General features: G+C 59.8%; 23 protein-coding genes and 4 pseudogenes. 17 read left to right on the top strand and 10 right to left on the bottom strand.

The window, feature by feature from the left end; translation table 11 throughout:
• Positions 1-439: 439 nt before the first annotated feature.
• Complete coding sequence (locus X268_RS38155; RefSeq protein WP_232995542.1) at positions 440-1249, top strand: GntR family transcriptional regulator; 810 nt, start codon at positions 440-442, stop codon at positions 1247-1249.
• 41 nt (positions 1250-1290) lie between these two features.
• Here the strand turns inward: X268_RS38155 and X268_RS38150 are convergent, their stop codons facing one another.
• On the bottom strand, positions 1291-2451 hold the full coding sequence (locus X268_RS38150; protein WP_128929963.1) for an amino acid aminotransferase: 1161 nt from the start codon (positions 2449-2451) through the stop codon (positions 1291-1293).
• A gap of 446 nt (positions 2452-2897) precedes the next feature.
• Here X268_RS38150 and X268_RS38145 point away from each other — a divergent pair, with 446 nt between their 5' ends.
• From X268_RS38145 to kynU, 7 genes are all read left to right on the top strand, one after another.
• On the top strand, positions 2898-3833 hold the full coding sequence (locus X268_RS38145; RefSeq protein WP_128929962.1) for a hydroxymethylglutaryl-CoA lyase: 936 nt from the start codon (positions 2898-2900) through the stop codon (positions 3831-3833).
• Positions 3833-5047: a CaiB/BaiF CoA transferase family protein gene (locus tag X268_RS38140; RefSeq protein WP_128930198.1), complete on the top strand. Its 1215-nt coding sequence runs from the start codon at positions 3833-3835 to the stop codon at positions 5045-5047. Before X268_RS38145 ends, X268_RS38140 begins: the two co-directional genes overlap by 1 nt.
• Before the next feature lie 46 nt (positions 5048-5093).
• A complete protein-coding gene (locus X268_RS38135) occupies positions 5094-6140 on the top strand; it encodes an ABC transporter substrate-binding protein (protein WP_128929961.1) in 1047 nt (348 codons plus the stop codon).
• A 74-nt stretch (positions 6141-6214) separates the two neighbouring features.
• Positions 6215-6985 (top strand): ABC transporter ATP-binding protein, encoded by a 771-nt coding sequence (locus X268_RS38130; protein WP_430648438.1) that lies wholly within the window; start codon positions 6215-6217, stop codon positions 6983-6985.
• Positions 6986-6987: 2 nt separating this feature from the next.
• The gene (locus X268_RS38125; protein ID WP_128929959.1) at positions 6988-7839 is read left to right on the top strand and encodes an ABC transporter permease; all 852 of its coding nucleotides are present in this window, start codon (positions 6988-6990) and stop codon (positions 7837-7839) included.
• Positions 7840-8095: 256 nt separating this feature from the next.
• Positions 8096-8935 (top strand): tryptophan 2,3-dioxygenase, encoded by an 840-nt coding sequence (gene kynA, locus X268_RS38120; RefSeq protein ID WP_128929958.1) that lies wholly within the window; start codon positions 8096-8098, stop codon positions 8933-8935.
• Positions 8932-10146, top strand: a complete 1215-nt coding sequence (kynU, locus tag X268_RS38115; protein WP_128929957.1) for a kynureninase — start codon at positions 8932-8934, stop codon at positions 10144-10146. Before kynA ends, kynU begins: the two co-directional genes overlap by 4 nt.
• Positions 10147-10793: 647 nt before the next feature.
• Here kynU and X268_RS40495 read toward each other — a convergent pair.
• Both X268_RS40495 and X268_RS38110 read right to left on the bottom strand, forming a co-directional pair.
• Positions 10794-11034: pseudogene (locus tag X268_RS40495) on the bottom strand (IS630 family transposase); the annotation flags it as partial.
• A gap of 224 nt (positions 11035-11258) precedes the next feature.
• Positions 11259-11588: an EAL domain-containing protein gene (locus X268_RS38110; protein ID WP_128930197.1), complete on the bottom strand. Its 330-nt coding sequence runs from the start codon at positions 11586-11588 to the stop codon at positions 11259-11261.
• A 68-nt stretch (positions 11589-11656) separates the two neighbouring features.
• Here X268_RS38110 and X268_RS38105 point away from each other — a divergent pair, with 68 nt between their 5' ends.
• The 7 genes and pseudogenes from X268_RS38105 (at position 11657) to X268_RS38075 (ending at position 15932) form a co-directional block, all read left to right on the top strand.
• Entirely contained in the window at positions 11657-12031 is a 375-nt protein-coding gene (locus X268_RS38105) for a hypothetical protein (RefSeq protein WP_188637391.1), read from the top strand.
• A gap of 175 nt (positions 12032-12206) precedes the next feature.
• Positions 12207-12680: an IS66-like element accessory protein TnpA gene (gene tnpA, locus X268_RS41065; RefSeq protein WP_128929538.1), complete on the top strand. Its 474-nt coding sequence runs from the start codon at positions 12207-12209 to the stop codon at positions 12678-12680.
• Positions 12677-13031: pseudogene (tnpB, locus tag X268_RS38095) on the top strand (IS66 family insertion sequence element accessory protein TnpB). Before tnpA ends, tnpB begins: the two are co-directional and overlap by 4 nt.
• Before the next feature lie 50 nt (positions 13032-13081).
• The gene (gene tnpC / locus X268_RS38090; protein WP_128929539.1) at positions 13082-14641 is read left to right on the top strand and encodes an IS66 family transposase; all 1560 of its coding nucleotides are present in this window, start codon (positions 13082-13084) and stop codon (positions 14639-14641) included.
• Positions 14638-15264: a UPF0149 family protein gene (locus X268_RS38085; protein WP_232995571.1), complete on the top strand. Its 627-nt coding sequence runs from the start codon at positions 14638-14640 to the stop codon at positions 15262-15264. The genes tnpC and X268_RS38085 overlap by 4 nt, the downstream gene beginning before the upstream one ends.
• Positions 15265-15339: 75 nt before the next feature.
• Positions 15340-15528: a type II toxin-antitoxin system HicA family toxin gene (locus X268_RS38080; protein WP_128929956.1), complete on the top strand. Its 189-nt coding sequence runs from the start codon at positions 15340-15342 to the stop codon at positions 15526-15528.
• A 5-nt stretch (positions 15529-15533) separates the two neighbouring features.
• Positions 15534-15932, top strand: coding sequence for a type II toxin-antitoxin system HicB family antitoxin (locus tag X268_RS38075; protein WP_128929955.1), 399 nt, complete (start codon positions 15534-15536; stop codon positions 15930-15932).
• Between the two features lie 496 nt (positions 15933-16428).
• Here the strand turns inward: X268_RS38075 and X268_RS40485 are convergent, their stop codons facing one another.
• Both X268_RS40485 and X268_RS40480 read right to left on the bottom strand, forming a co-directional pair.
• Positions 16429-17385, bottom strand: coding sequence for a Fic family protein (locus X268_RS40485; protein WP_245478040.1), 957 nt, complete (start codon positions 17383-17385; stop codon positions 16429-16431).
• Positions 17386-17521: 136 nt separating this feature from the next.
• A pseudogene (locus X268_RS40480) lies at positions 17522-17782 on the bottom strand (Fic/DOC family N-terminal domain-containing protein); the annotation flags it as partial.
• Positions 17783-18319: 537 nt separating this feature from the next.
• On the opposite strand from X268_RS40480, the gene X268_RS38065 reads away from it, so the two are divergent.
• Positions 18320-18838, top strand: a complete 519-nt coding sequence (locus tag X268_RS38065) for a helix-turn-helix domain-containing protein (RefSeq protein ID WP_249798546.1) — start codon at positions 18320-18322, stop codon at positions 18836-18838.
• Positions 18831-20054, top strand: coding sequence for a type II toxin-antitoxin system HipA family toxin (locus X268_RS38060; RefSeq protein ID WP_128929953.1), 1224 nt, complete (start codon positions 18831-18833; stop codon positions 20052-20054). Before X268_RS38065 ends, X268_RS38060 begins: the two co-directional genes overlap by 8 nt.
• A 278-nt stretch (positions 20055-20332) precedes the next feature.
• Here the strand turns inward: X268_RS38060 and X268_RS38055 are convergent, their stop codons facing one another.
• The 5 genes and pseudogenes from X268_RS38055 to X268_RS38035 all read right to left on the bottom strand — a co-directional run bounded on the left by X268_RS38055 (position 20333) and on the right by X268_RS38035 (position 25101).
• Positions 20333-20653: a 4Fe-4S dicluster domain-containing protein gene (locus tag X268_RS38055; protein WP_128929952.1), complete on the bottom strand. Its 321-nt coding sequence runs from the start codon at positions 20651-20653 to the stop codon at positions 20333-20335.
• A pseudogene (locus X268_RS38050) lies at positions 20650-22265 on the bottom strand (FAD-dependent oxidoreductase). The gene X268_RS38055 and the pseudogene X268_RS38050 overlap by 4 nt, the downstream one beginning before the upstream one ends.
• A 40-nt stretch (positions 22266-22305) precedes the next feature.
• On the bottom strand, positions 22306-23181 hold the full coding sequence (locus X268_RS38045) for an ABC transporter permease (protein ID WP_128929951.1): 876 nt from the start codon (positions 23179-23181) through the stop codon (positions 22306-22308).
• Complete coding sequence (locus tag X268_RS38040) at positions 23174-24049, bottom strand: ABC transporter ATP-binding protein (protein WP_206733218.1); 876 nt, start codon at positions 24047-24049, stop codon at positions 23174-23176. The genes X268_RS38045 and X268_RS38040 overlap by 8 nt, the downstream gene beginning before the upstream one ends.
• Positions 24046-25101 (bottom strand): ABC transporter substrate-binding protein, encoded by a 1056-nt coding sequence (locus X268_RS38035; RefSeq protein WP_128929950.1) that lies wholly within the window; start codon positions 25099-25101, stop codon positions 24046-24048. The genes X268_RS38040 and X268_RS38035 overlap by 4 nt, the downstream gene beginning before the upstream one ends.

The raw sequence follows: 25101 nt of genomic DNA, 5'->3' as shown, positions 1-25101 counted from the left end.
TTAGGAGGGCTATGCCAGCATCTCGCGCATAAGATTGTTACCGAGTTTGTCGATGCATCTACGTAGAAAGGAGGACGCGAACCAGGAGTACGCCGGATCGAAGTGCGCCTCGACGAGATTGAGCGCGAAATCAGACGCGTCCATCCGAAAGCCGCAACTGGCTTCGCCAAACTTCGCGTTGCGCCTCCTTAAGTTGGAAGGCGGCGGACTTGGAGCCTTGCCACAGCGGCAATGTTCGCATCCTTAGTACAATAGCTCCAAGTTGACTTCGCTCTTGGCCACGAGTTACATCCACATGCTGGCAAACGGGAAAGAAAGACCTTTGAATCGAGATGCTCGGCCGTTGTCGCCCATCTCACGACGGCCCAAGAAAAAGAGCCCGCTCGGTCGTGCCGAGCACTTGGCTGGGCTCATTTTGTCCGTTGTCCGTCGCGATGGGATGAAGACCGGCGATCGCCTCATCGAGCAAAAGCTTGCCGATGCGCTTGGCCTGTCGCGCGCGCCAATTCGCCTAGGCTTAAAGGCTCTAGAAGAGGCGGGGTTCGCGCGCGGTGAATTGCACCGCGGCTTTGTCTTGACAAGAGACCCTACGAGCGTAGCCGCACAATCCACACTGGCGGCGGTAAGCCGCGCGGAAGAGGCCTACGCGACGATTGCAACGGACGTGGTCGCAAAGCGCCTTCCCGCCGATGTCACGGAAGCCGAATTGCTGCGCCGTTACGATCTAACACGCACCGAATTACAACGACTGCTGGATCGGATCGCAGCGGAAGGGTGGATCGCGCGCTCACCGGGCTACGGGTGGCGTTTTGCTGAAACTGTATCAAGTCCCGAAGCGCAGACACAAGTTATGGCGTTCCGCGCGGTGATCGAACCAGCAGCAATTGCTCAACCTGGTTACGCTCTGGCGCCAGAGGTCATCGAGCGACTTCGCGAGCGCCAGCTGCGCATTTTTGATGGCGAGCTGGAAAAATTCACGATAGGTGAAGTGTTTCAATGGGGATGTGATTTCCATGAGGAGATCGCGCGCGGTGCCAAGAATCCCTTCTTCGTCGAGTCACTTAAGCGCGTAAATTCGATTCGTCGCTTGTTTGCATACCGAAGCTTCGCTGATCGCGACGGCATGCGCCGGCACGTGAAGGAACACCTGAGGCTGCTCGACGTCCTGGAGGCCCGCCGGTATGCTGATGCATCGGCTCTGATGATGCGTCATATTCGACGCCCGCTTAAGGTGTACGTCTTCAGATAGGTGCCACAGGCGGATCCGTTTCCGAGTTGCATTTCGACAGCTTAAACTGCTCGCCGGACACTGTCGACAAAGCGTGGCACGTCGTCAGTTGTAAGGCCGGCCAGATTGATCCTGCCGTTTCCAACGATATAGATCGCATCATCCTTGCGGAGACGGTCGATCGTGGCAGAATGCAAGGGTAAGGTGGAGAACATTCCCTTTTGCGCCCCGAGCTGAGAAAATTCGGGCATACCCCGTCCGACGGCCGCACGAATTTTTAAAATTCTTTCCCGCATCGTCGTGAGCTCGCGAAGCCAATCCTGACGAAGGGCGGTGTTCGACAGGATAGTGCCGACGACCGCAGCACCATGGTCGGGCGGCATGGACCAGTTAACTCTCGCTAGGGCAGCCATGGCTTGAACAGTCCGCCCTACTGAGACCGGGTTCGTGCCATAGACGAAGAGCGCTCCGGTCCGCTCCCGATACAGTCCGAAGTTTTTGCTACAAGAATAAGCGACGAACGCTTCGCTCACGCTGGACAGCACTATTTCTAGTCCTTCTCTATCCTGCTCTAAACCATCACCGAATCCCTGATAGGCAAAGTCGATGAGAGGAATGAGGCCTCTCTCCTCCACAAGTTGCGCGATCGCCCGCCATTGATCAAGGCTAAGATCCGTGCCCGATGGATTGTGGCAAGTCGCGTGAAGCAGCACGATATCCCCTCTCCTTGCGCTCTTGAGCGATGAGAGCATTTCGTCGAAGCGAAGCGTTTGAGAAATGACGTCGTAATAGGTGTACGTACCTATTTCCAATCCCACGGCCTCAAAGATTGGAATGTGGTTGCCCCATGTCGGCAGGCCCACAAATATCCGGCTAAAGGGTGCCGCCAGCTTTATGACCTCGCAAGCTAACCGGACCGCACCGCCGCCGCCAGGTGTCTGAACGCCACCTAGTCGATCCACCTCGATGTTTCCGATCGCGAGCTCGCGGATAAGGCTGACGAACTTTGTGTCACCGAGTGGGCTTACGTATGATTTGGTGTCCTGTCCCTCGACCAAGAGATGTTCGGCGGCCTTCACCGCGGACAGGACGGGCGTAACGCCGTTATCGTTTCGATAGACCCCCACACTCAGGTCGATCTTGTCCCGCCGAGGATCGTTGCGGCATGCCTCGGCTAACGCCAACACGGCGTCGGCCGGCAGATCAGGCAGGGCTTGAAACATAGCTTCTCCTTACTGAACGATCGTTTGTGCGGCTCATTGGCTCTATGCAATGAGGGCTGGAGTTGGCGCGCCTCTTCAATCGGGCACGGGCGTGGCTTCGTGGACGAAAGGCATTCTTGGTGCGGCGCTTCCGTTTCACCAAGAACGCTATTTGGCTTACGCCAGAACCGCAGGGCGAAAGGATTCCGTCGGGATGCACCCCTGAAGCGGACGCCCGATGAATATCGCCGCGCGGCGCGCGAACAGGCAGCGCCAGGCAGTTCAGCCAACAGGATAATCCATGCAAACCTCACCCGAAAATAGAATTCCGCGGAATGCGAGCGGATCATGTCCTGGCCGCCCACCGGCAGAGCCTCGTTCCGGGGCCCCCGAAGCGGTTCGGAATCTTCATTGACAGATGATGTCACATATTGTTCTTTAATGCAAGAATATACAATAGGGCGCCAATGGACAATTCACCGGATGTGCACATCTGCGAAGTTGCACCGCGCGATGGCCTTCAAAACTTGGATGTCATTGTGCCAACAGGCGCAAAATGCGAGCTGATCAGTGCGATCGTCGCCGCGGGGGTGAGCGAGGTCGATGCGGGCTCATTTGTACCGGCTACGGTCGTGCCGCAATTCGGCGACGTTGGAGCAGTTGTTGCGCACGCGTTGACCCATAAGTCTACGACCATCGGCGCGGTCGTACCGAACGTTAAAGGTGCTGAGCGCGCGCTCGCGGCCGGAGTCAACAGCATGTATTTCGTGATCTCGGCGAGCGAAACGCACAACCGGGCGAATGTGCGCCGCACGATTGAGGAACAGCTCGAAGCATTCCGTGTAGTTCGTGCGAGGATCAACGCGCAAAAAGCTCCTGAGCGGCCGCATCTTGTGGGCGCTGTAGCGACAGCTTTTGGCTGCTCAATGGAAGGCGACGTCAGTGAGGCCGCGGTGTGTCGCCTTGTGCAGGGTTTCGCCGAGGCGGGTGCGGACGAGATCGGACTAGCAGATACCGTCGGCTACGGCACCCCAACGCAGGTTAAGCGGATCGTACGCGCGGTTCGCAACGAGACCGGCCCAAAAATGATGCTCAGGCTACATCTGCATGACACGCTTGGCGCCGGTCTTGCCAACGTCGTCGCGGGGCTCGAAGCGGATGTCCGGCGCTTCGATGCTGCTGTTTCGGGGCTTGGCGGCTGTCCCTTCGCACCGGGCGCACGGGGCAATATTGTGACTGAGGATCTCGTGTTCATGCTCGAACGGATGGGCCTCTCCACTGGGATCGATCTGGATCGGTTGATGGCGACACGCGAAATTCTCGCCCGGCACGTTGAGCAGAAGCACCTGACAGGTCATCTGCACGAGGCTGGAATTCCAAGGGTGTTGCGGAGGGTGGCATGATGGGCGGCAATCCCACATCAGGGCCGACAATTCCCCGCCCCCTCGAAGGCGTGCGCGTCGTTGAATTCAGTCAGATGGTCATGGGCCCTACCTGTGGGCTCATCCTCGCCGACCTGGGCGCCGATGTGGTCAAAGTCGAGCCGCTCAAGGGCGATCGCACTCGCTATTTCAAGGGGCCTGCCGCGGGTTTTTTTGCGACATACAGCAGGAACAAACGCAGCATCGCGCTCGACACGTCGAGCCCGGGAGGCAAACAGGTGGCGCGCCGGCTCACTGAGCGCAGCGATGTTTTGATCGAAAACTTCCGACCGGGTTTGATGAAGAGGGTCGGTCTCGACTACAATTCAGTGGCCGCATTCGCGCCGCGGCTGATTTATTGCTCACTCAAGGGATATCTCCCCGGACCCTACGAGAACCGTCTTGCGCTCGATGAAGTCGTTCAGATGATGGGCGGGCTCGCCTACATGACCGGCCTGCCGGGCCAGCCAATGCGCGCGGGCGCCTCAGTGAATGACGTCATGGGTGGCATGTTTGGGGTGATCGCGATCCAAGCCGCGCTCGCCGAACGACAGCGCACCGGCCGCGGTCGTTACATCCAAAGCGCCCTCTTCGAGAACAACGTCTTTCTAATGGCACAGGCGATGATGTGCGAGGTCGTCACCGGACGCCCTTCAATTCCGTACTCGGTGAAGGACAGTCCTTGGCCGATCTATGACCTGTTCGATACAAAGGACGGATCAAAGCTTTTCGTCACTGTCGTTGGGGAGGAGCAATGGCAGGCGTTCTGCCTCGCGTTTGATCGGGCTGCCTGGCTGAGCGATCCGCGTTTCATCACGGCTCAAGGTCGAGTTGATCATCGCGACTGGCTGATCCCGGAAGTCGCCAAGATATTTGGCGGCTGGAACAAGGCCGAACTTGCCGCGAAGCTGGAAGAACTTGAGCTGCCCTATGCGCCCGTGAACAAACCGGGTGATTTGTTCAGCGATCCCCACCTCAATAAATCGGGTGGTTTGACCGAGATCCGCTTGCCCGATGGCCGTAACACCAAACCCCCCTTGCTGCCGATATCGCTCGACGGCCGCCGCCTCGCAAATGGCAATGACCCGCCTCAGGTCGGCGAACATACACACGACATCCTCGGCGATATCGGGTTTTCGACAAACGAAATCGCTGCGTTAGAAAAAGCGGGGACAATCGCCTCGTCGGCCGTATGACGGATCTTAAGCGCCTGGTTCGCAACAAGCAGCAGGGGAGTAATGCATGACCATCACACGGCGCCGAGTCCTTGTTTCGGGCTCCGCATTTGCGGGCACCTCGTTGCTGCCGAGCCAGTCGCGCGCTCAAGGCAAGCCGGTCACCCTCGCCTTCGGCCCCACAACGCCAATCTATGCCATCGGCATGATCGCCGAGCTCAAGAACTATTTCAGGGATGAAGGACTCAATTCGAAACTGATTACAGGCAACTCGGGCAGTTTCGGTCGCCAGATGCTCGCTTCGGACCAAGCGATGTTCGCCCACGGTGACGCCAGTCACCCCCTTCAACTCACGGCGCGCGGCAAGGCATGCAAAATTCTGCTCGCAACTGAAATGGCGTGCTCGTACGCCAATGTTGTTGTGCGGCAAGACCTCTATGAAAGCGGCATCACGTCGCTCGAGAAGCTAGCGGCCTACAAGCGCCCAGACGGGGCCAAGCCGATCATCGCGGCCACGGCCATCGGATCGGGCAGTTGGGTCTATGGCACTTATCTGTTTGAAGCACGAGGGCTTGGCGGAAAAGTGAATTGGGTCGCTGGCGGCGGGCAGGAGATCATGTTTCCGTCTCTCGAAACCAAGCAGTTTGATGCCATCATGGCACCGCCAAGTTGGATCATCGAAATCAAGAAAAAGGGCTTTGGCACTCTGATCTACGATACCTCCCAACCGGGGATGTTTGAGAAAGATTTCGGGGGCACGGTTCCGGTGCTGGTCGTCTACACGCTGGCGGACACGATCGAGCAGGACAAGCCGACGGTACAGGCCTTCGTGAACGCGATTTATCGGGCGATGAAGTGGGTCAAAACGACGCCGCTCGCCGAAGTCCAGGCACTGGTTGCGCCCAAGTGGTTTTCTGGAATCGATCCCACCGCCGTTAGCGCAGAGCTTGGCTTTGACAAATTGACTTGGGCATATGACGGAAACATCGACAAAGCCGCCTATGATCGGGGCAGCAGAATTTGGTCCCGCAAGGGTACAGAAATTCCGGAGACTGCATACGAGGACGTTGTCGATATGAGCTTTCTCAATGTAGCGAAGGCAAAATACAAGTGATGTCCGCGCCTGGCCCCAGCCTCGCCGTTGCCCGAGAAACGACGAATGCGGACGCTGGTCGCACTCGGATTGCTGTGCAAGGACTAGTTAAGCGCTTCAGCGCCGGTCGAGGCGATTTTGCTGCCGTCGACAATGTATCATTCGAGGTTCGCCAAGGCGAATTCGTTGCCTTGCTCGGCCCCTCCGGCTGCGGAAAGAGCACGATCCTCAACATGGTGGCCGGGCTCTTGCCACATTCAGGCGGCCGAATTCTCGTCGACGGCGACTTAGTTGATACCGGCAAGGTAAATTCCAACGTCGGTTACGTGTTTCAGCGCGACACACTATTTCCTTGGCGAACGGTCGAGCAGAATATCGGCTACGGGCTCGAAATCTCCGGTATCACGAAGACGGAGCGTTCCGCGCGGGTTGCCGATGCGATTGGAAAGGCCGGGTTGACTGGCTTCGGCCAGAGCTTTCCTCGGATGCTTTCGGGCGGGATGCGTCAGCGGGTGGCCTTAATGCGCACCCTCATCCTCGAACCTGAAATTCTCCTGATGGATGAGCCTTTCGGCGCGCTTGATACTCATACCAAGCTGGAAATGCACAAGACATTGCTCGATATCTGGGAGCGCGAACGGCAGACTGTGCTGTTCGTAACTCACGACCTCGGCGAGGCGCTTACACTGGCCAGCCGCATCATCGTCCTGTCCGCAAGGCCCGGACGGCTGAAGGATGACTTCCAGGTGCCCTTTCCTCGTCCGCGAGATCCAGTCGGGTTGCGCGAAACGGCCGAATTCGGCCGCCTGTATTCTCACATCTGGCATTCGCTTGGCGAAGAGTTTCGCCGTACCAAGGCCGATTGATCATGGCTACCCGTCGTCAGGTGATCGTGCTCTGGCAGATCGCAATTTTCGCTTTTCTGCTTGTGATTTGGCAATGGGGCTTTGAATGGAGCAAAGCAGTTCTGCCAAGAGCCTATGTTCCCAAGATTCTCGACCCGTATTTCGTGGCGAAGCCGTCATTGATCTGGCAGAGCTTCTTGCGGCTTAGCTGCCTCAACGACCCATCGGATTTTCTGGTCTGCTTCAGGAATGCCGATAACAATCTTTGGATAGCGACGCTTGTCACGCTGAAGAATACTTGGTGGGGATTTCTGTTCGGCTCGGCCGCCGGCATCGTCGTTGGCCTCCTCCTCGGACGCTCGGACGTTCTTGCGCGCATATTTGGACCGTTCATTCTGGCGTTCAATTCGATCCCACGCATCGCGCTCGTGCCACTGATCATTCTCATGTTTGGCCTTGGCGATGTGTCGAAGGTGGTGACCGCCGCACTCGTCGTGTTCTTCATCGTGTTCTTTAATACGTTCGAAGGCACGCGGGCGGTCGACAGAGATCAAATTGCCGCCGCCCGCCTATTGGGCGCGAGCGAGCTGACCATCTTGCGTACCGTTGTCATTCCGTCTGCGCTGGCCTGGGTGTTCGCGTCTCTGCTCCCTGCAGTGTCGTTTGCACTTGTCGGCGTGATCGTCGGAGAGTTTATCGGCGCTGAACGTGGCCTCGGCAAGCTCATCATTGAGGCAGAGGCACGCGCCAATGCCAGCGAAATGATGGTCGCGATCTTTATAATGATGATCGTCGGAACCATGCTGGCGCTGCTTGTACAATATTTGCAATCATACCTCTTGCGTTGGCAGCCGCAGTTCGAAAGATCTGCATAAATCGTCGACCGGCAGATGATGGAACAGCGACGATGAATGCGCAATTTGGCACGCTCGCAGCGCGGGTGGGCGGCGGTGAACGTCTCAGCTTAAGTTGCCAAGCCGAGCTGATGGGGGATGTCCGGATCAGGCGGGAGGTTCCGAGTCGTCTCGTCGTCGAGCCAAATCGCAACCCCTGCAGGCGCAGTCGTCCCACTAAGAGATCCCTGGTCAGAGCTCACCCCTTGTCTGATCGGTCTGACTAAGGACGCCCGCGATGGCCAACAATGACTACGATCCAACAGCAGAAGGCGCAGAAACGAATTTCGCTGCGCGGATGTCCTATAGCGATTATCTGCGATTGGAGACCATTCTCAGCGCGCAGCATCCGCTGTCGGATGCGCACGATGAGATGCTGTTCATTGTGCAGCATCAGGCCTCGGAGCTCTGGATGCGACTTGCCATTCATGAATTGGGTGCGGCCCGCGACGCGATTGCACGCGACGCCGTCGCGCCGGCAATGAAAATGCTGGCGCGCGTCTCACGTATCTTCGAACAGTTGAACAGCGCATGGGACGTGCTGCGCACGATGACGCCAAGCGAGTATACGCATTTCCGGGCGAAGCTCGGACAGTCGTCCGGCTTCCAATCCCGTCAGTACCGCCTCATCGAATATGTTTTGGGCAATCGCAATCCAGCCATGCTGAAGCCGCACGCGCATGATGCGGAGGCGACACGGCTTCTTGAGAGGGAGCTCACAATCCCAAGCCTGTACGACGAGGTGCTGCGCCTCGGCAACCGCAAGGGGCTTGCGATTCCGCGCTCCGTACTGGAACGTGATGTCCGTGAAACGCATCGCCTCAACGATGCAGTGGTCGAGGCCTGGCGCTGTGTCTATGAGGCGCCGGAAACGCATTGGCTGCTCTACGAGCTTGCTGAGAAGCTCGTCGACTTCGAGGACTATTTCCGCCGTTGGCGCTTTAACCATGTGACCACCGTGGAGCGCATCATCGGCTTCAAACGAGGTACGGGAGGCACCGGCGGCGTCAGCTATCTCAAGCGAATGCTGGAGGTCGAACTATTCCCGGAACTCTGGCGCGTCCGAACGGTCCTATGAGCACTACAGAAAACAGATTGCGCGTTTACGAACAGACAAAGCCGCTGTTCAACATTCCGGACGGTGTGACATATCTGGATGGCAATTCGCTTGGTCCGCTGCCGCTTAGCACGGCTGATCGAATGGGCCGCGTCATCCAGCAGCAGTGGGGCGTCGAGCTGATCCGCGCCTGGAATACTGCCGGCTGGTATGTGCAGCCGCGCAAGCTGGGTGATCGGATTGCACGGCTTATTGGCGCTGAAACTGGGTCTGTCACCGTTGGCGATACGCTGTCGTTGAAGGTCTATCAGGCGCTCTCCGCCGCGCTCGAGATGAATCGTGATCGCAAAATCGTGTTGTCGGATACCGGCAATTTCCCGACCGATCTTTATATGGCCGAAGGCTTGATCGCGACCTTGGGACGCGGGCACCAATTGCGGCTCGTTCGGCCTGAGGAGATAGAGGAATCGCTGTCCGAGGAAATCGCGGTGCTCTATATCACGGAGGTGGACTATCGCACGGGGCGGCGTCATAACATGGCCGAGCTCACCGCAAGAGCCCACGCACTGGGCATCGTCACTGTCTGGGACCTCGCACATTCTACCGGCGCGTTGCCCGTCGATCTCGCACGCGTTGGCGCCGACTTCGCGGCCGGATGCACCTACAAGTATCTCAACGGCGGCCCTGGGGCGCCGGCGTTTCTCTACATTGCGCCGCGCCATGCTGATCACGCGCGGCCTGCTCTGTCGGGCTGGATGGGCCACGCCAAGCCCTTCGCCTTCGATCTCGGCTATGCACCAGCAGTTGGCATTGAGCGCATGAGGATCGGCACTCCGCCCGTGCTCGCTATGGCAGCGCTGGAAGCCTCGCTCGATATCTGGGACCGCATCGACATGCATGAAGTCCGCGCTCGCTCGCTCGAGCTCGCCGATCTGCTGATTGGCGAAGTCGAGCGTCTCTGCCCGCAGCTCAGGCTGGTGACGCCGCGCTCGCATGAAGAGCGAGGCTCACAGGTTTCGTTCGCATTTGAAAGGGGCTACGCAGCGATGCAAGCCCTGATTGCCCATGGCGTGATCGGCGACTTTCGGGCGCCCGACATCATGCGGTTCGGTATCACCCCGCTTTATATCGGCAAGGCCGAAGTGATGAGAGCAATCGAGGTGATCGAGCGGGTATTTACGCGGGAGCTTTGGCGGCGGCCAGAATATGACGTTGTGCATGCCGTGACATGAGCGCTTAGCAATGCGTGCGTCTCCACCAAGTCTGCTCACACACAATACCCTGCTGCGAGATAGCAGGTACTCGTCTGGCGGGTGTCCCTTTCCCCGACACAAAATCGTGTTACAGTCTGTGCATACTAGTGCTCGCTGGGATTTTGCATCACCTTCCCTTGGCTGGCTAAACGCCGCTCGCATCGGTTTTTCAAGCGGGCGGCGTTTTTGCCTTTTTGTGTTTACCGCCTTGAGCCAAACGAAAAAGCCCCGGTTTGCCGCCGGGACCTCCCTTTTCCGATATACGCATTTAAGCTGTGTCGGGTGGGACTGAGGAAGCACCCGACGATCTCCGCCTAACCGCGGTGTCCTAATTCATCGTTACGGAGTCCGAATTAGGATTGAACCTACAGATAGGCATGCATGCCGTTCCCGAGCGCCCCCGGCGAGGAGCTCCGCTCCTCGTTCCGCGACGGATCGAAGCAGGATGGAGTGCGTCGTTTCGGCGTAGAGAAGAAGGGAGTGTTCGAATGAACGGTGCCTTCTGGTTATTGCTCTTACTAGCCCGGCTTATCGGTGTCGGAAACGACTGAAACTCCGAAATTTGAGCGGGATCACCCTAACGTTTTTTGGAACGACTAAAATGCGCGAGCACCTAGTGGTTCAGCTCAGTGATTTTGACTCTTTGCGGTGGCTGGATAGGCGCGGCCGAGTTTGGCGCGTGCTTTGTCAGGTTGCGAACATCCACTTGATGCGAGCTCGAGTTTTGCTTCGCCGGCTTTGCCATGCTGCGATCTCGTTTCGGGACCTTTTGGGGTCGTCGATGCGGCGGCCAAGACACTGGCGCTGAAACACGCTGATCTCGCACTCGACCATGATGAGCCAACTGGCGTGTTTCGGGGTGTAGTGACCTGCCGGCCAAGCCGTCTGGCCCCCTCGCCCGCAACCGTCGAATTTTTTGGTCGCGCGCCTTCCGGCGCCGTCGTCGCAATGCCCACTTCCCGATCGAAATTATTTCGAAAAATGATAAGAAAAGGCGCGTCACGGAAAGCGACCAGAAAGATCTGCTGTCATCGGCAAATCAAGCAGACTTCATGATCTTCACGGTCCCGAACGGTATGCTACAATGTGCATTACACGGAGTGCCCAAGCCCCATCTTTCGTCGACGTGACCTGCCACTCATCATGTGGGACAAAACGGCGTGTGGCAGTTTTAGCCTACCGATCAAATAGCCTTGTGCTGCGTTGCAGCCGAGTTTGGGCAACCACGACCATTGCTGCTCCGTTTCGATACCCTCGGCCAGCAGCGGTATTCCAAGACTCCTGGTCCTGCTCACGATGGCACGCATGATCGCGTCGGAGCGCTGGTTGGTTCCAAGCTCCGCGACGAAGGGGCGATCGACTTTGATGCGATCGAATAGGAAAGCGTGGAGGTAATCGACTGACTTGGCTTCACGAGGAATACCACGCCTATCTGCAGGCTGCTGACGAGCCGCGTCGCGGCGACCTCGATAGCCGAGGCAATCTTACGATGGCAGGGCTTCTTGATTTCTGCAAATTCTTCCTGGCCACCTGTGTTGACCAGGTCAACTTCATGGCCGGGCTTTTGGAGCCGGAAGAATTACTGAGGCGGATGGAGATTTGGACCGAGGAGGAGACGCGTGCAAAGCGCCTTCCAAAGGGTTCATGGCCTTTGCTGCGCGAAGCGGTCATGGCGGGCGAATATGCTCGGGGCCCTGCGCGCGGCCTCACCGGCTACAAAGAGCGCCAGGCGCGGGCGGTGCTCAACTCCCTTATTGAAAAGGGTTACCTCGTCTCGTCCACAACACGCTCGCCGGTGAAGCTCGGCTTCCCAACTGCGGTTGTCGATCGTTGGTTTCCAACACTGTATCAGCCAACCGCTTAGAGCCACACGCCAGCCCGCTGCAGATTCGGTCCTGTTACCGCCGCCTCAGAAATTCCGGTATCGAAGGCGGAACCCTGGGGTCAACATTGGGTGTAACCGGCATGAGCCCCCACCTGGGCATCGCGCGAATGAGCTGCGATACAGCCTGGCATGAACTGTTTTTTGGAGGTGGGCTATGGCAGATGCCATGCATGAAGCCAGGCTTGATGCCAGGCAGGAAAGCGGCTCCTATCGTCGGATCGAGGTGATCACAGGGCAGCGTCGACGACGGCGCTGGACGGCTGAAGAGAAGGCTCGGATCGTGGCCGAGAGCTTCGAGGAAGGGGCCAATATTTCCGAGGTCGCTCGGCGCCATGGCGTTGTCCGTGGGTTGCTGACGGTGTGGCGGCGCAAGTTCGCGACGGCAGTGAGCTTTCAGGCGCCAGGCTTCGTGCCGGTCCGGATCGCTTCCGAGAGCGGTCCGGCGACGGCAGACGAGTCGGACCGGTTAGCGTGCGCGCATAAGGTGCCGCCGCAGATGGCATCGGCTCCAGGCAAGCTTGGCGGAATGATCGAGATCGAGCTGGGCGGGGCACGCATCCGGGTCGAGCCCGGAGTGGAGCTGGCGACGCTTTCGACAGTGCTATCGGCGCTTCGGGGCATCCGTTGATTGCATTACGGTCTGACCTCAAGGTGGTGCTGGCGGCACAGCCAGTCGACTTTCGCAAGTCGGTGCACACGCTGTCGGCGCTGGTGAGCGAAGCGTTGCACGCGAACCTCGTATTGCGGCGACATCTTCGTGTTCCGCAGCAAGCGCGCGGACAGAGTGAAGCTTCTGGCATGGGATGGTAGCGGCATGGTGCTGGTGACGAAGTGGCTGCACCAGGGACACTTCACCTGGCCGCCGGTCCGCGACGGCGTGGTGCATCTGAGTGCGACACAACTCGCGATGCTGCTCGACGGACTTGAGTGGACGCGTGTTTCACACAAGCCTGTGAAGCAGCCGGCCGTTGTCGGCTGAGAGGCGAAGATTTTGCTGGAGCCTGTGATGGGCGGATATATCGTTCGATCATGGCGATTCGTCCCGAAGCTCTTCCGACCGATGCAGCGGCTCTGGCCGAGATGGTGCTCGCGCTTGACGCCGAGAACGAGAAGCTACGTGTGGCGATGCAGACGCTGAAGGAGATGATCTTCGGCAAGCGCTCAGAGCGGCTGGCGGCGATCGTGGCCGAGCAGCTCGCGCTCGAACTGGACGATCTCGCGACTGGCGTCACATCACCTGCGCCAGCCAACGACGATTTGCCTGCGACGAAGCCGGCTGGGAAGCCGCGCAAGAAGGCGAGGCGCAACATCGGCGCGCTACCCAAGCATTTGCCTCGCTGCGAGCAGGTGCTCGAGCCAGACACGACAGCGTGCCCGTGCTGCCAGGGCCTTCTGCACCGGATCGGCGAGGATGTGAGCGAGGTACTGGACGTGATCCCGGCGATCCTGCGGGTACTGCGCACGATTCGTCCCAAATACGCCTGCCGCGGCTGCACCGACGGCGTGGTGCAGGCGAAGGTGCTGCCGCGTCTGATCGACAGCGGCATGGCATCGACGGCACTCGTGGCTCACGTGGTGATCTCGAAGTTCGCCTGGTATCTGCCGCTGTACCGCCAGGTGCAGATCCTGGCCGGTCAGGGCCTTCATCTCGACCGCGCGACGCTCGCCGGCTGGGTGAAGCGTGCGGCATGGTGGCTTAAGAGTCTTTATGAGCTTCAGCTGCGGACGATCCAGGCTTCGCCGCGGCTGTTCTGCGACGAGACGCCGATGCCGGTGCTCGATCCCGGACGACATCGCACTCGTATCTGCCAGTTCTGGGCGCATGCGATGGATGATCGCCCATGGGGTGGCCCATCGCCGCCGGCGGTCGCCTATGTGTTTGCGGATGGCCGCGGCACCGAGGAGATCGCCGGGCAATTGGCCGGCTTCTCCGGCATTCTGCAGGTGGATGGCTATGCCGCCTACAAAGCGCTTGCCCGCGGTCAAGGCGGGGCGATCCAGCTGGCTTTTTGTCTCGCGCATGCCCGACGCAAATTCGTCGAGGTGTACAAGACGATGCAGTCGCCGTTCGCTCACGAAGTGATCGAGCGCCTGCAAGCGGTCTACGCCATCGAGGCCGAGATCCGTGGCTTGAGCGCCGAACAGCGGCTTGCCGCCCGCCGCACCAGGTCCGCACCGCTGATGGAGGTGCTGAAGGCGCGACTGACCTCGATGCTCGACCACCTGTTCTCCCAATCGAAGCTAGTGGAGGCCATCAACTATACGCTCAATCACTGGGACGGACTGACGCTATTTCTCCGCGATGGCCGCGTCGAGGTCGACAGCAACACCGTCGAGCGTTCAATGCGCCCGATTGCGATGGGGCGCCGTAACTCATTGTTCAGCGGCAGCGAGGGCGGCGCCGAGAGCTGGGCAATCCTTGCGTCGCTGGTCAATACGGCAAAGCTCCACGAACTCGATCCGCAGGCCTATCTGGCCGATGTGCTGGAGCGCATCGTCTCCGGTCAGACCAAGAGCCACCAGCTGCACGAACTTCTCCCCTGGAACTGGAAGGCGACCCGCGAGCTCAGCGCACGGGTGGCCGCATGACCCGCCGCCGCCGTTCATCATCTTCATCATCGATGGCGGCAGCCGCGATGCCGCTCGACGAACTTGAGCCTTGGCTACAGGCTCGTGCCGAGCAGCATCCCGTCGCCACCAGTCTTCCCATGCTCGACGGCTATGTCGCCGCGATCGTGGCCGGGCCGGTGTCGATGAGTCCGCTCGACTGGATCTGTCCGCTGCTCGCCATCGACGCCGACGCATTCAACCATGGCGGCACGCCGGAGTTCGCCGCGATTTCGGCCGTCGCGCTGCGCCACAACGACATCAGTAATGTTCTTTCCACCGCACCACATCGGTTCGCACCGGTCCATGGCCGCAAGCCGAATGGCGACGTTGATGCGCGGCCGTGGTGTCAGGGATTCCATGCCGCCATGCGGTTGCGACTATCAGCCTGGGGCCCACTGCTCGACGTCAGCAACATACACCACGGCTTGCTCCTGCCCATCCTGCTGCATTGCGTCGACGATCAAGGGCGTCCACTGCTTGGACCACCAAGGAAAGGCCGCGAGACCGAGGAATTCCTGCGCAACGCCCATGCCGACATTCCGGACGTCGTCGAGGCCATGCGTCAGTACTGGATGCCGACCCGCTACGCTCGCACAGGCTGATCACTGCAGACGTGGGAGCTCATACCGGTTACCATTGGGTTGACAGTCTACACATAGTGTGTATAAATACACACTATGAAAAGCCGGGAAATTATCTCGATCCTTCAAGGGGATGGATGGTTTGAGGTGGGCCGGAAAGGCAGCCATGTGCAGTTCAAACATCCATTCAAGAAGGGTCGCGTAATTGTTCCGCACCCCGAACGGGATGTCCCACTCGGGACACTGAAGAGTATTGAAAAGCAGTCAGGTCTCAAACTGAGGTAAGCGCCATGCGTAACTATATTGGTCTTATCCATAAGGATGCCGACAGCGATTTCGGCGTCTCATTTCCAGACTTCCCCGGAGTGATCACGGCAGGCAAAAGCCTTGATGACGCTCGTGCTATGGCAGAGGAAGCCCTCACCCTTCATATCGAGGGTCTTGCTGAAGATGGAGAAGCCATTCCGGAGCCCTCTACTCTAGAGGATGTTATGGCAGATCCTGATCATCGAACTGGGGTAGCTATTTTGGTGTCGGTCAAACCCGAACAACCAAAGGCTATACGTGTGAATGTCACCCTTCCTGAGGACGTTCTGAATCAGATCGACAAATATGCTGAAGCGCACGGCTTTACGAGATCGGGCCTCCTAACTCAGGCCGCGAAGAGACTCATAGGAGAAGCAGCCTAAATCAAGGCTCTGAGTTCATTCGAAAAAGACCGCAATACGATCAGACGGACGCATTGCGGAATGGGCACCGCTATGTGGGCCGATGCGATGTTGACGCTGTTCAAAGCGACATGCCGAGACGCAGGTTGAATTCTGCCGATCGGCACGAGCGTGGTCCCCGGCACTGTTACGTTGCACCCCCGGACTCCTCGGCACTCCGAGCCTGCGCGCCTTGATCTGCGTCGACAGCACCGTGAGCCACGTTCGATGGAACGAGGCGTGGGATTGCAGTTTGATGGCGAAAGCATTTGGACGAGGTGAATTCCGGCTCCGGCAGCAATTCGGTTGCGGGGGCCGAGTTCGTTGTCAGACGGCCAGCCGTAGGCTCAACGGATAGCCAATACCGAATAAAGGCCGGCGGCGTGGACAGTGGTCGGCCAGTTGCGACGGATGCGAAGAAGGCCGCGGTTGAACATGACGCGAGCATCCATGGCCGTGGACCACCTGGACGATCCGCTTAGCTCTCGCGGCATAGTTTGCCTGCCCATAGTTCCAAATTTGCCAGTTCTAAATTTTTCATCCGCCAATACCGGCATAAGAGAACGGATTTATTTCGATGAAGCAGCCGGAGCGCCTCTTCGATTCTGAGCCGCAGCCATCTTCCGGAATTCGCTCTATGGCCCCTTGGGGCCGACCGAGATCTTGTCAGGACCGACCTCGGGACTGACGTTTGCGAGAACCGGCTCTTCGCCGAACGGGCGGTTGATGATGGCAAGCGCCTCCGAGGCGGCGTACGCGGTTGCGCGCGTAGCCGGTCCGCTCCCGTAGGATGCCCACCTCTTCCAGCTGCGCGATGCCCTGGTTGATCTGGGCGGTAGAGATGTCGAGAAGTTCGCGGAGCCGTTTCGCCGTCACGACCGGATAGTTGTGAAGCTCGTCCAGCGCCCGAAGAGCCGCAGAAACCCTTACGGAATTTCCGGCGACCCCTCCAGCGTTCGGACAACTCCGACAGCGCCTGCCGGGTGCGGATGAGCTCTTCAACGGTGGCGGTCACGGCGTCGGCCATGAACGTGATGATCGGCTCCCAGTCGAGCCGCTGCTGGGCGTTCTTGAGGGATGCGTAGTACGTGCCCTTCTTGCTTTCGATGTAGGGAGAAAGGTACAGCGGTACACGCTTCTCCGCCGCCATCATGAGCGGGAGGAGGAGACGACCCACGCGACCGTTGCCGGCGCGAAAGGGGTGTACCGCTTCGAAATGGGCGTGCGCAATGGCCATGCGCGTGATGAACCCTTGAGTCATCTGCTGCATGCCCTCGTTCCGGAGGTAGTCGACCGCCTGAGCGAGGCAATCTGGCACGTCGGGTGGGGGGGGAGGATTTATACTTGAATATGCGATGTCTTTGTCCCCGCCGATCCAGACTACGCGCGTTCGGAAGTCGCCGGGATCGTCCTGATAATCCGGGTCGTCCTTCATCACGCGCGATGGAGATCCTTGATCGATCAATAGTGAAGACGCCGTAGCCAAGCTCGGTGGCCCGCGGGACAAACCTATCGAGGGCGACGGCGTAGCTGCAGACCTGGCGTGCCTCGTTGCGGGCGCCGTCATCGCCCGTCTCTTCGACGGAAAGCAGTTCGTCGAGAGTGCTCTGGGTGCCTTCGATCGACGAGGAACTGACCGCCTCGCGCCTGGTAAGGATGGCGTTGACCGTCCCGAATGCCGCTTGTGCCGCTTCCAGGGCTTTCGCTGCACCGGGGGCGAATACGCCGTCCTCTGGAGGTGCCGGTGGAACGATCCCGTAGTGGGAATCGTAGGGTGGCGGAAGCCGTTTTAGGGTTTCCCGGATGGTGCGGCTGAGATCGCTACGCTTCATGGAACCCAAACTAAGAGGCTAATTTTGCTAGTTATATTTTGGGTTGTTGCAAAAAACCATAACACACCGCGATCGCTGAGGCTTTATTTTGGTTCGCAAGGAAGCAATTCCCTCGTGTTTATGAGTTCCGGCCTTTGCAAAGCGGGTTGATGGATCTGAGGCTCTCAAAGTCTCTTTCGTTATCGGTCCACGATGGATCCGTTCGCCTCTCGGCTATGGCAGCGATGATCGTCTAGGCAGCTAGGTTTTTCGCAGTTTCTTGCGCGGGCGGGAACGCCGCAGGGCCTGGGCCGGGCGGCCTAGTCAAGAGCCGGCCCGGCGAAGGCCGCGCGCAAGCGAAATTCGTCCGCGCTTCATCGATAATTTTACTTATCATGATGGCTGCTTGATAACAATACTGATCGGTCAGCTTGAGACATGTCGGCGTTTCGATATATAATACAGATCGAATGACTTATTTGATCAGGATAATATATTGTGACTTACCAAAGTGAAGAGCTCATCAAAGCCGCCTCCGCTCAGCGCGCAAAGGCGGGCATGAGCCAACGCGCGCTGGCGGCCCGCGCGGGTATGACCCAGGCGCACATCTCGCAAATCGAGACCAGTCGCCTCGAACCGGGCCTGTCGAGCTTCATGCAGATGGCGCGGGCGCTCGACCTGGAGCTCGTCCTTGTGCCGAAGAAACTTCTTCCCGCGATAGAGGGCTTACTGCGATCAAACGCTGCCGAATTCTCGTCCGAACAAGGATCGTCGGATGTCTTCAGCAAGGCCGAACGCATCGTCTCTGGTCAAAGGAAACGCTATGGCAGTTCAGCCACCCTCGACCGCATCGCCGAATATTTTCGCTTTCTGAAACAGGTCCATCTTTCAAAAACCGACCTGGCACTTGTCTCAGATATCGTCGAGAGCCTGCGTCCCTATAGCGTCGAACCTATACCCAGGGCTCTGCTGGAAGATTCTGCAGGCGCGTTACAGGGTGTACGCAACAGGGTCGCTCATCCCGAAGAAGCCCCTCGCCCCGCCTACGCTCTCGACGATGAGGACGACGATGCCTGACGTATCCGTTCTAAATGTCCACCTGCACGATACCCCGATCGCGACTCTCACACTCGTGCAGGGCGATCGTTCGCTGCTCGCCTTCAATCAGACCTACATCGATGACGCCCACCGTTCCACCTTGAGCCTGTCTTTCAAGGACTCGTTCGGGAATCTGCTCACCTCGTTCAAACCGTATCAACAAGTTCTCGCGCCATTCTTCTCCAATCTTCTGCCGGAAGGGCCGCTTCGTCGCTATCTTGCGGAACGGGCGGGCGTGAAGGAACGGCGCGAGTTCTTCCTCCTGTGGATGCTGGGCCGAGACCTTCCGGGTGCCCTGTCGGTCCACCCGGCCGATGGAGACGCGCTGCCCCCCCAGGTCGAGGAGAATCTTACGCCCGATAAACGGCAGAACATGATGCGCTTCTCGCTTGCGGGCGTGCAGCTGAAGTTCTCCGCGCTCAAGAATGATCCCAAGAAGGGCGGACTCACTATTCCGGTCGAAGGTGTCGGCGGTTCATGGATCGTCAAGCTACCGTCACATCAGTATATCGGCGTGCCTGAGAACGAATACTCCATGATGACCCTGGCGAAGGACATCGGCATGGATGTGCCCGAGCTTCAACTGATCGACGTCGAGGCAATCAAAGGTCTTCCGGACGGAATCGGCGAACTCGAGGGGCGGGCGTTTGCCGTGAAGCGGTTCGACCGCACGGCTGATGCTCCGGTCCACATGGAGGATTTCGCTCAGGTATTCGGCGTCTTTCCGGATGAAAAATACGACAAGGCGAATTACCGAAGCATCGCGCGTGTCCTCGGCATTGAGACTGGTGAGGCCGACCTCGCCGAGTTCGTCCGACGACTCGTATTCAGCACACTGATCGGCAACGCCGACATGCACCTGAAGAACTGGTCATTGATCTACCCTGATGGGCGGACACCCGTCCTGTCGCCCGCCTACGATCTGCTCTCGACTATTGCGTACATCCCGGACGACAAGATGGCGTTGAACTATTCGCGCACGAAGAAGATGGCCGAATTCTCAAAGGACGAGCTGGCGCATCTGGCTGCCAAGGCGAAGATGTCGGAGACGCTTGCGCTCGAAACGGCTGCGGAAACGGTGCAGCGCTTCAAGAAACTTTGGAAGGAGCGCAAGACAGAACTCCCGCTGCAACGACAAGTCATCGAAGTCATCGATGCACATACCGAGACGATCCCGATCTACAAGGAGCTCTAAGGCTTGAATAGCCGGGGTTTCTGACAGAATAGAGTGAGAGACGCTTCCTTCCCACTGGTTATTTGAATTCGATGAAGTCCCTGCGCGCGGACTGTGGGGTCAGGCGAGCCTCGCCCGGCGCTGGATATGAAATTCTTGAGTTGCGAGTAGACCGTCATTGACGGTTTCTATCAGATCTATGCGTCGATCCCAGCGAAGTTGCCTCCATCGCGTTACGCACCTACGCCGCAACGTTAGTCGCATTGATGGCGGAGCGGGAGCGAATGCATGCACTGTCCTCAATGCACAAAGAGGAGGTAGCTGCGATCAGCGTTGCGCCGATTGCTCGTCTCGTCGGTCCAGCCGACGGCACGGCGATAGCTGCCCATCACCCCGGCCTCCTTGACGGTGACAAGATCGACCCGCTCTGTCTCATCGGCAAAAGGGGAGACGTAGAGCGCGTCCTCAGGACAATAGAGCTCGCAGAGGAAGCAGGTCTGGCAATCGCTCTGCCGCGCGATCACCGGAAGCCCGTCCGTTTTGTCGAATACGTTGGTCGGACATACCGCGACACAAATGTCGCAAGAGGTGCAGCGCTCGCTATCGATGACCTCGATCATTCCGCAGCCTCCGCGTAAGCCGCCTCGGCATGGGGCCGGACGGCGGTCCAGACTTCGTCAAGGCCGCCCGATGTCAGGTAGTGGCGCTGCCGATGGTCCTGCTCGGGGAAATCGTCACGACGATGCATGCCGCGGCTTTCCTGACGCGCCAGTGCGCTGCGGTACATCCATCGCGCTGTGGCCAGCATCGCCGCGCTTTCACGCGTGCGGAGCAATTCGGCCGCGCCGGCAGCGCCTGCTTCCGAGACATCGCGCCAGGCGGCATCGAGGCGCGCCAGCGCACCACCGAGCCGTGAGGCCTCGCGGAAATAATTCAGCTCATAGGGGAAGACCTCGTCCTGGACGGCTCGCGCCAGCGCGGCCGGCTCGAATGCGCGCCGCGACCGGCTCCGGAGGCCGACCGTTCCAGCCGAGGACAGCTCTCGACCGTCAGCGGCTTTCCGCGCGTAGTCCGCGGCGCCCTGCCCGGCCAGCGTCCCCGACGTCATCGCCCAGGCGGCGTTGTGGCTGCCGCCGCCGGTGAAGCCACCGCAGATCAATTCGCGCGTCGCCGCATCTCCGGCGGCATAGAGCCCGGGGACGGTGGTTGCGCAGGTCTCGTCGACGATGCGAAGGCCGCCGGTGCCACGCACGGTGCCTTCCAGTCGCAGCGTAACCGGAAAACGATCCTTGAACGGATCGATTCCGGTGCGGTCGAAGGGCAGGAAGAAATTCGGTTGCGAGGCCCGCATGTGCAGCTGGACGTCCGCGTCGGCCTTGTCGAGCCGCGCATAGACCGGCCCCCCGAAGCAGGGCTCGGGCAATCGCGGAACGACCGCCTTTGGATGCAGCACCAGCTGCCGTCTTCATAGGTGAAGTTGGCCCAGCCATAGAACAGCGTCTTGGTGACCGAGCCGAACGCCGGCGAGATCGCGTAGGGATTGGAAAACTCCATGCTGCTGAATTCGGCGCCGGCTTCGGCGGCCATGAGATAGCCGTCACCGGTGAGCACGTTCGAACCTAGCGTCTTGCTCAGAAACGCACAGCCGCCGGTCGCAATCACCACCGCTTTGGCGCGCACGGTCCAGCGATCCTGCTTCTGGCGACGCAGGCCGCTCGCGCCCGCAACCGCCCCGGCCTCGTCGAGCAATAATTCCAGCGCCGGGCTGTGATCGAGGACGGTGACGCCGGCCTGCTTGGTCCGCTTGCGCATCAAGCGCATATATTCGGGGCCTTGCAGCGAGTTGCGCTGCGACTTGCCGTGGTCATCCACGGGATAGGGATAGCCCCATTCGGCGAGGCGATTGCTCTGCTGAAAAGTGAGATCGAGCGTGCGGACCATCCAGCGGCGGTCCTGAAGATATCCGCCGAGCTTCTCGCGGCTCGCCATCGACGCCTCGCGGTCAGTCGGCGTGGGATCGACGTACCAGACGCCGGTTCCCGCCGCCGCGGTCGAGCCCGAGGTGCCGCAAAAGCCCTTATCGGCGAGAACAACACGCGCGCCGCGTTCGGCCGCGCTTACCGCTGCCCAGGTGCCCGCGGGCCCGCCACCCAGCACCAGCACGTCTGCATCATATTCGACCGATCCTGAAGGTGCGGACCTACGCTCGGCGCGATGGATTTGGTTGGTCATTGAACACGTCCCCAAGTTCGAACCATTACAATTGGCGCGCTCACGCCGAAACCGGCGCCTTCCAGCGCATGAAGCGCCGCTCGATCACCTCGAGCACAGCGTTGAACGCCAGCCCGATCACAGTGATGCCCAGGATGCCGAAATACATCTGCGGGATCAGGAAGCTGTACTGGCTGTTGATGATGAGATAGCCGAGCCCCGCCTTCGCCCCGACCATCTCGGAGGCGACCAGCACCAGCATGGCAGAGGCGCTGGCGAGGCGAATGCCGACGAAGATGGTCGGAAGCGCTGCCGGAAGAATGACCTTGCGGAACAATTGCTGCGGGCTCGCGCCCATGGTGCGCGCCGACTTGATCAGGAGCGGATCGACCTGCTTGACGGCGGCGATCGTGTTGAGCAGCAGCGGCCAGGCGCAACTGTAGATTACCATCGTGATCTTCGACATCTCGCCGATGCCGAGCAGCAGGATGAAGACCGGCAGCAGCGCCAGCGGCGCGGTGTTACGGCAGATTTCGATGAACTGGTTCAGGAGATTGCCGAGCCGCGCGTACCAGCCGACGAGAAGGCCAAGCGGAACGATCAAGGCAACCGAGATCAGAAACCCGCTCAAGGCACGCAGCAGGCTTGCTGACACGTCGTCATAGAGCTCGCCGCTCTGTGCGAGCTGCCAGCCGGCGGCAATCACCTCGGAGAACGGCGGCAGGAATACCGGATCGACCACCCCAAGTCGCGGGGCAACCTCCCACACCGACAGCAGCACGATGAGCAGCAGCGAGCGATGCCCCAATGCGCCGAGCGCGCGCAGGGCAGCATGAAGCCGGCCGGCGATCCGTGGGGATGCGCGATCTCCGCCTGACAACGCGTTCGGACGCCCATGCGCGAGCTCCAGCAGCGTCAGCGTTTCAAGGCTAGACATGCGCGATCTCCTTCACGTCACTGTTGCCGCGACGGACATCGGCGGGGCGGCTCGATTGTCCCTGCTGCGCCTTCTGCACCTCTTCCCGGAGCAGGCTCCATATCTCGTGCCTGACCTGACCGAACTCCGGCAGCGAACGCACGTCCTCATCTTCGCTGCGCAGCGAGGCCGGAATGTCGAAGATTTGCTTGATCCGGCCCGGGCGCGAGGTCATCACGGCCACGCGTTGGCCAAGCGCTACGGCCTCGTCTATGCCATGGGTGATAAAGACGATGGTCTTGCCGGTGGCGCGCCAGATCCGCAGCAGCTCGGTCTGGAGCGTCTCGCGCGTCTGGGCATCCAACGCGGCAAACGGCTCGTCCATCAGCAGCACCTCGGGATCGTAAGCAAGACTGCGGGCAATCGCGACGCGCTGCTTCATGCCGCCGGAGAGCTCGTGCGGATAGCGGCTGGCAAATCCGGACAGGCCAACGAGGTCGAGGAAATGCCGCGCGATCTCGCGTCGCTGCGCGGCCTTCAGCCCGGCGATGTCGAGCCCGAACTCGACATTCTCCAGGGCGGTGCGCCAGGGAAACAGCGCGTATTGCTGGAACACGATGCCGCGGTCGCGGCCGGGCCCTTTGATCTGCCGCCCGTCGAGCAGGATGCGGCCGCTGGTCGGCGTCGTCAGCCCACCCAACAGATCGAGCAGGGTCGATTTCCCGCAGCCGCTGGGACCGACCAGGGCCAGGAACTCACCAGTGCGAACATCGAGCGTGATGTCCTCGAGGGCGGTGAAACGGCCCAACGGGCCGCCTCCCTCGCCGCGCGTCACGAATTCCTTGCGGACGTGTTCGAAGCTGATTTTGATCGGGCTCGCTTGGGTCACTGGGCCTCCGCCGTCTTGCCGGGACGGAAATAGTTGAAGGCGTTGGTGTAGGTCTCGGAGGCCTTGACCTGGCCCGGCTTGAACAGACCGTCCTTCTCCAGCCAGTCGATCCACACCTGGATCTCGGCATCCGAGATCACCCCGCCTTTGCTCGCGACGCCCGTGCTCTTCCAGTATTTGATCGGCGTCGCGTCCTCATTACGTTTGCGCTCCGCGATGATGCGCCCGAAGCGCGCGCGCACCTCCTCGGGCGGCGTCGACTGCGCCCAAGCGATGGCGCGCGAAATGCCCTCGATCAGCTTGCGTGAGGCCTCCGGATTGTCCTTGATGAACTTGTCGCGCAGGACGTAGGAGCCGCCGGTGAAATTGCCGAACAGACCGGTGTCGTTGAACAGCGAGTGGATGCCGCCACGCTCCAGTGCCTTGTCGCGCAGCACGCCGCTAAGGGTGCTCACTTCGACCTGGCCCTGGCGTAAGGCCTGTTCACCGCTGACCGGCGGGATCGCGACCAGCGTCACCTGCTTGGCTTCCGCTGATGTCAAGCCGTTGCGGGCGAGATATTCGCGGAGCACAAATTCCAGATGGGCACCGAGCGTATTGACGGCGACCTTCTTGCCGATCAGGTCGCGCGCGGTCTTGATTGGGCTGTCGTCCCTGACGAAGTAGCCGTTATAGGTGTTGGCGTCCGAGCCGTAATAGCCGACCACGGCCTTGATGGGCGCCTTTGCCGCGATCAGCTTGAGGATCGCGCCGTAGAAAGCCCCGCCGATGTCGATATCCCCGGTCACCACGGTCTGGATGTCCTGTGGGCCGCTGATGGTGTTGCCGACCCATTTCAGCTTCAGGGGCGCCAGATAGCCGAGGTCGTCGGCGAGCTCGATGAAGGTCACCTGCCCCGCCCAGCCCTGATACCGGATCTCGCTCTTGTCGAGCGGCGGCTCGGCGAAGGCGGGAGCGGCAAGGCCCAATGCCAGCGCGCTGACAAGCAGCCGCCGTGCGGCGCTCCGTGCAGCACGATGCCGCGCTTGAAAAAATTGAAACAGAGAGTTCAT

The sequence above is a fragment of the Bradyrhizobium guangxiense genome, assembly GCF_004114915.1.
GTDB classification, from domain to species: domain Bacteria; phylum Pseudomonadota; class Alphaproteobacteria; order Rhizobiales; family Xanthobacteraceae; genus Bradyrhizobium; species Bradyrhizobium guangxiense.
Note: the sequence above shows the minus strand (reverse complement) of the source record. Positions and strands in the feature narration are given on the sequence as shown.

Bases quoted from the DNA above. Each gene is read 5' to 3' on its own strand.
- X268_RS38155 (WP_232995542.1), top strand. From the start codon at position 440: ATGAAGACCGGCGATCGCCTCATCGAGCAAAAGCTTGCCGATGCGCTT.
- X268_RS38150 (WP_128929963.1), bottom strand. From the start codon at position 2,451: ATGTTTCAAGCCCTGCCTGATCTGCCGGCCGACGCCGTGTTGGCGTTA.
- X268_RS38145 (WP_128929962.1), top strand. From the start codon at position 2,898: ATGGACAATTCACCGGATGTGCACATCTGCGAAGTTGCACCGCGCGAT.
- X268_RS38140 (WP_128930198.1), top strand. From the start codon at position 3,833: ATGGGCGGCAATCCCACATCAGGGCCGACAATTCCCCGCCCCCTCGAA.
- X268_RS38135 (WP_128929961.1), top strand. From the start codon at position 5,094: ATGACCATCACACGGCGCCGAGTCCTTGTTTCGGGCTCCGCATTTGCG.
- X268_RS38125 (WP_128929959.1), top strand. From the start codon at position 6,988: ATGGCTACCCGTCGTCAGGTGATCGTGCTCTGGCAGATCGCAATTTTC.
- kynA (WP_128929958.1), top strand. From the start codon at position 8,096: ATGGCCAACAATGACTACGATCCAACAGCAGAAGGCGCAGAAACGAAT.
- kynU (WP_128929957.1), top strand. From the start codon at position 8,932: ATGAGCACTACAGAAAACAGATTGCGCGTTTACGAACAGACAAAGCCG.
- X268_RS38105 (WP_188637391.1), top strand. From the start codon at position 11,657: ATGGCAGGGCTTCTTGATTTCTGCAAATTCTTCCTGGCCACCTGTGTT.
- tnpA (WP_128929538.1), top strand. From the start codon at position 12,207: ATGGCAGATGCCATGCATGAAGCCAGGCTTGATGCCAGGCAGGAAAGC.
- tnpC (WP_128929539.1), top strand. From the start codon at position 13,082: ATGGCGATTCGTCCCGAAGCTCTTCCGACCGATGCAGCGGCTCTGGCC.
- X268_RS38085 (WP_232995571.1), top strand. From the start codon at position 14,638: ATGACCCGCCGCCGCCGTTCATCATCTTCATCATCGATGGCGGCAGCC.
- X268_RS38080 (WP_128929956.1), top strand. From the start codon at position 15,340: ATGAAAAGCCGGGAAATTATCTCGATCCTTCAAGGGGATGGATGGTTT.
- X268_RS38075 (WP_128929955.1), top strand. From the start codon at position 15,534: ATGCGTAACTATATTGGTCTTATCCATAAGGATGCCGACAGCGATTTC.
- X268_RS40485 (WP_245478040.1), bottom strand. From the start codon at position 17,385: ATGAAGGACGACCCGGATTATCAGGACGATCCCGGCGACTTCCGAACG.
- X268_RS38065 (WP_249798546.1), top strand. From the start codon at position 18,320: ATGAGCCAACGCGCGCTGGCGGCCCGCGCGGGTATGACCCAGGCGCAC.
- X268_RS38060 (WP_128929953.1), top strand. From the start codon at position 18,831: ATGCCTGACGTATCCGTTCTAAATGTCCACCTGCACGATACCCCGATC.
- X268_RS38055 (WP_128929952.1), bottom strand. From the start codon at position 20,653: ATGATCGAGGTCATCGATAGCGAGCGCTGCACCTCTTGCGACATTTGT.
- X268_RS38045 (WP_128929951.1), bottom strand. From the start codon at position 23,181: ATGTCTAGCCTTGAAACGCTGACGCTGCTGGAGCTCGCGCATGGGCGT.
- X268_RS38035 (WP_128929950.1), bottom strand. From the start codon at position 25,101: ATGAACTCTCTGTTTCAATTTTTTCAAGCGCGGCATCGTGCTGCACGG.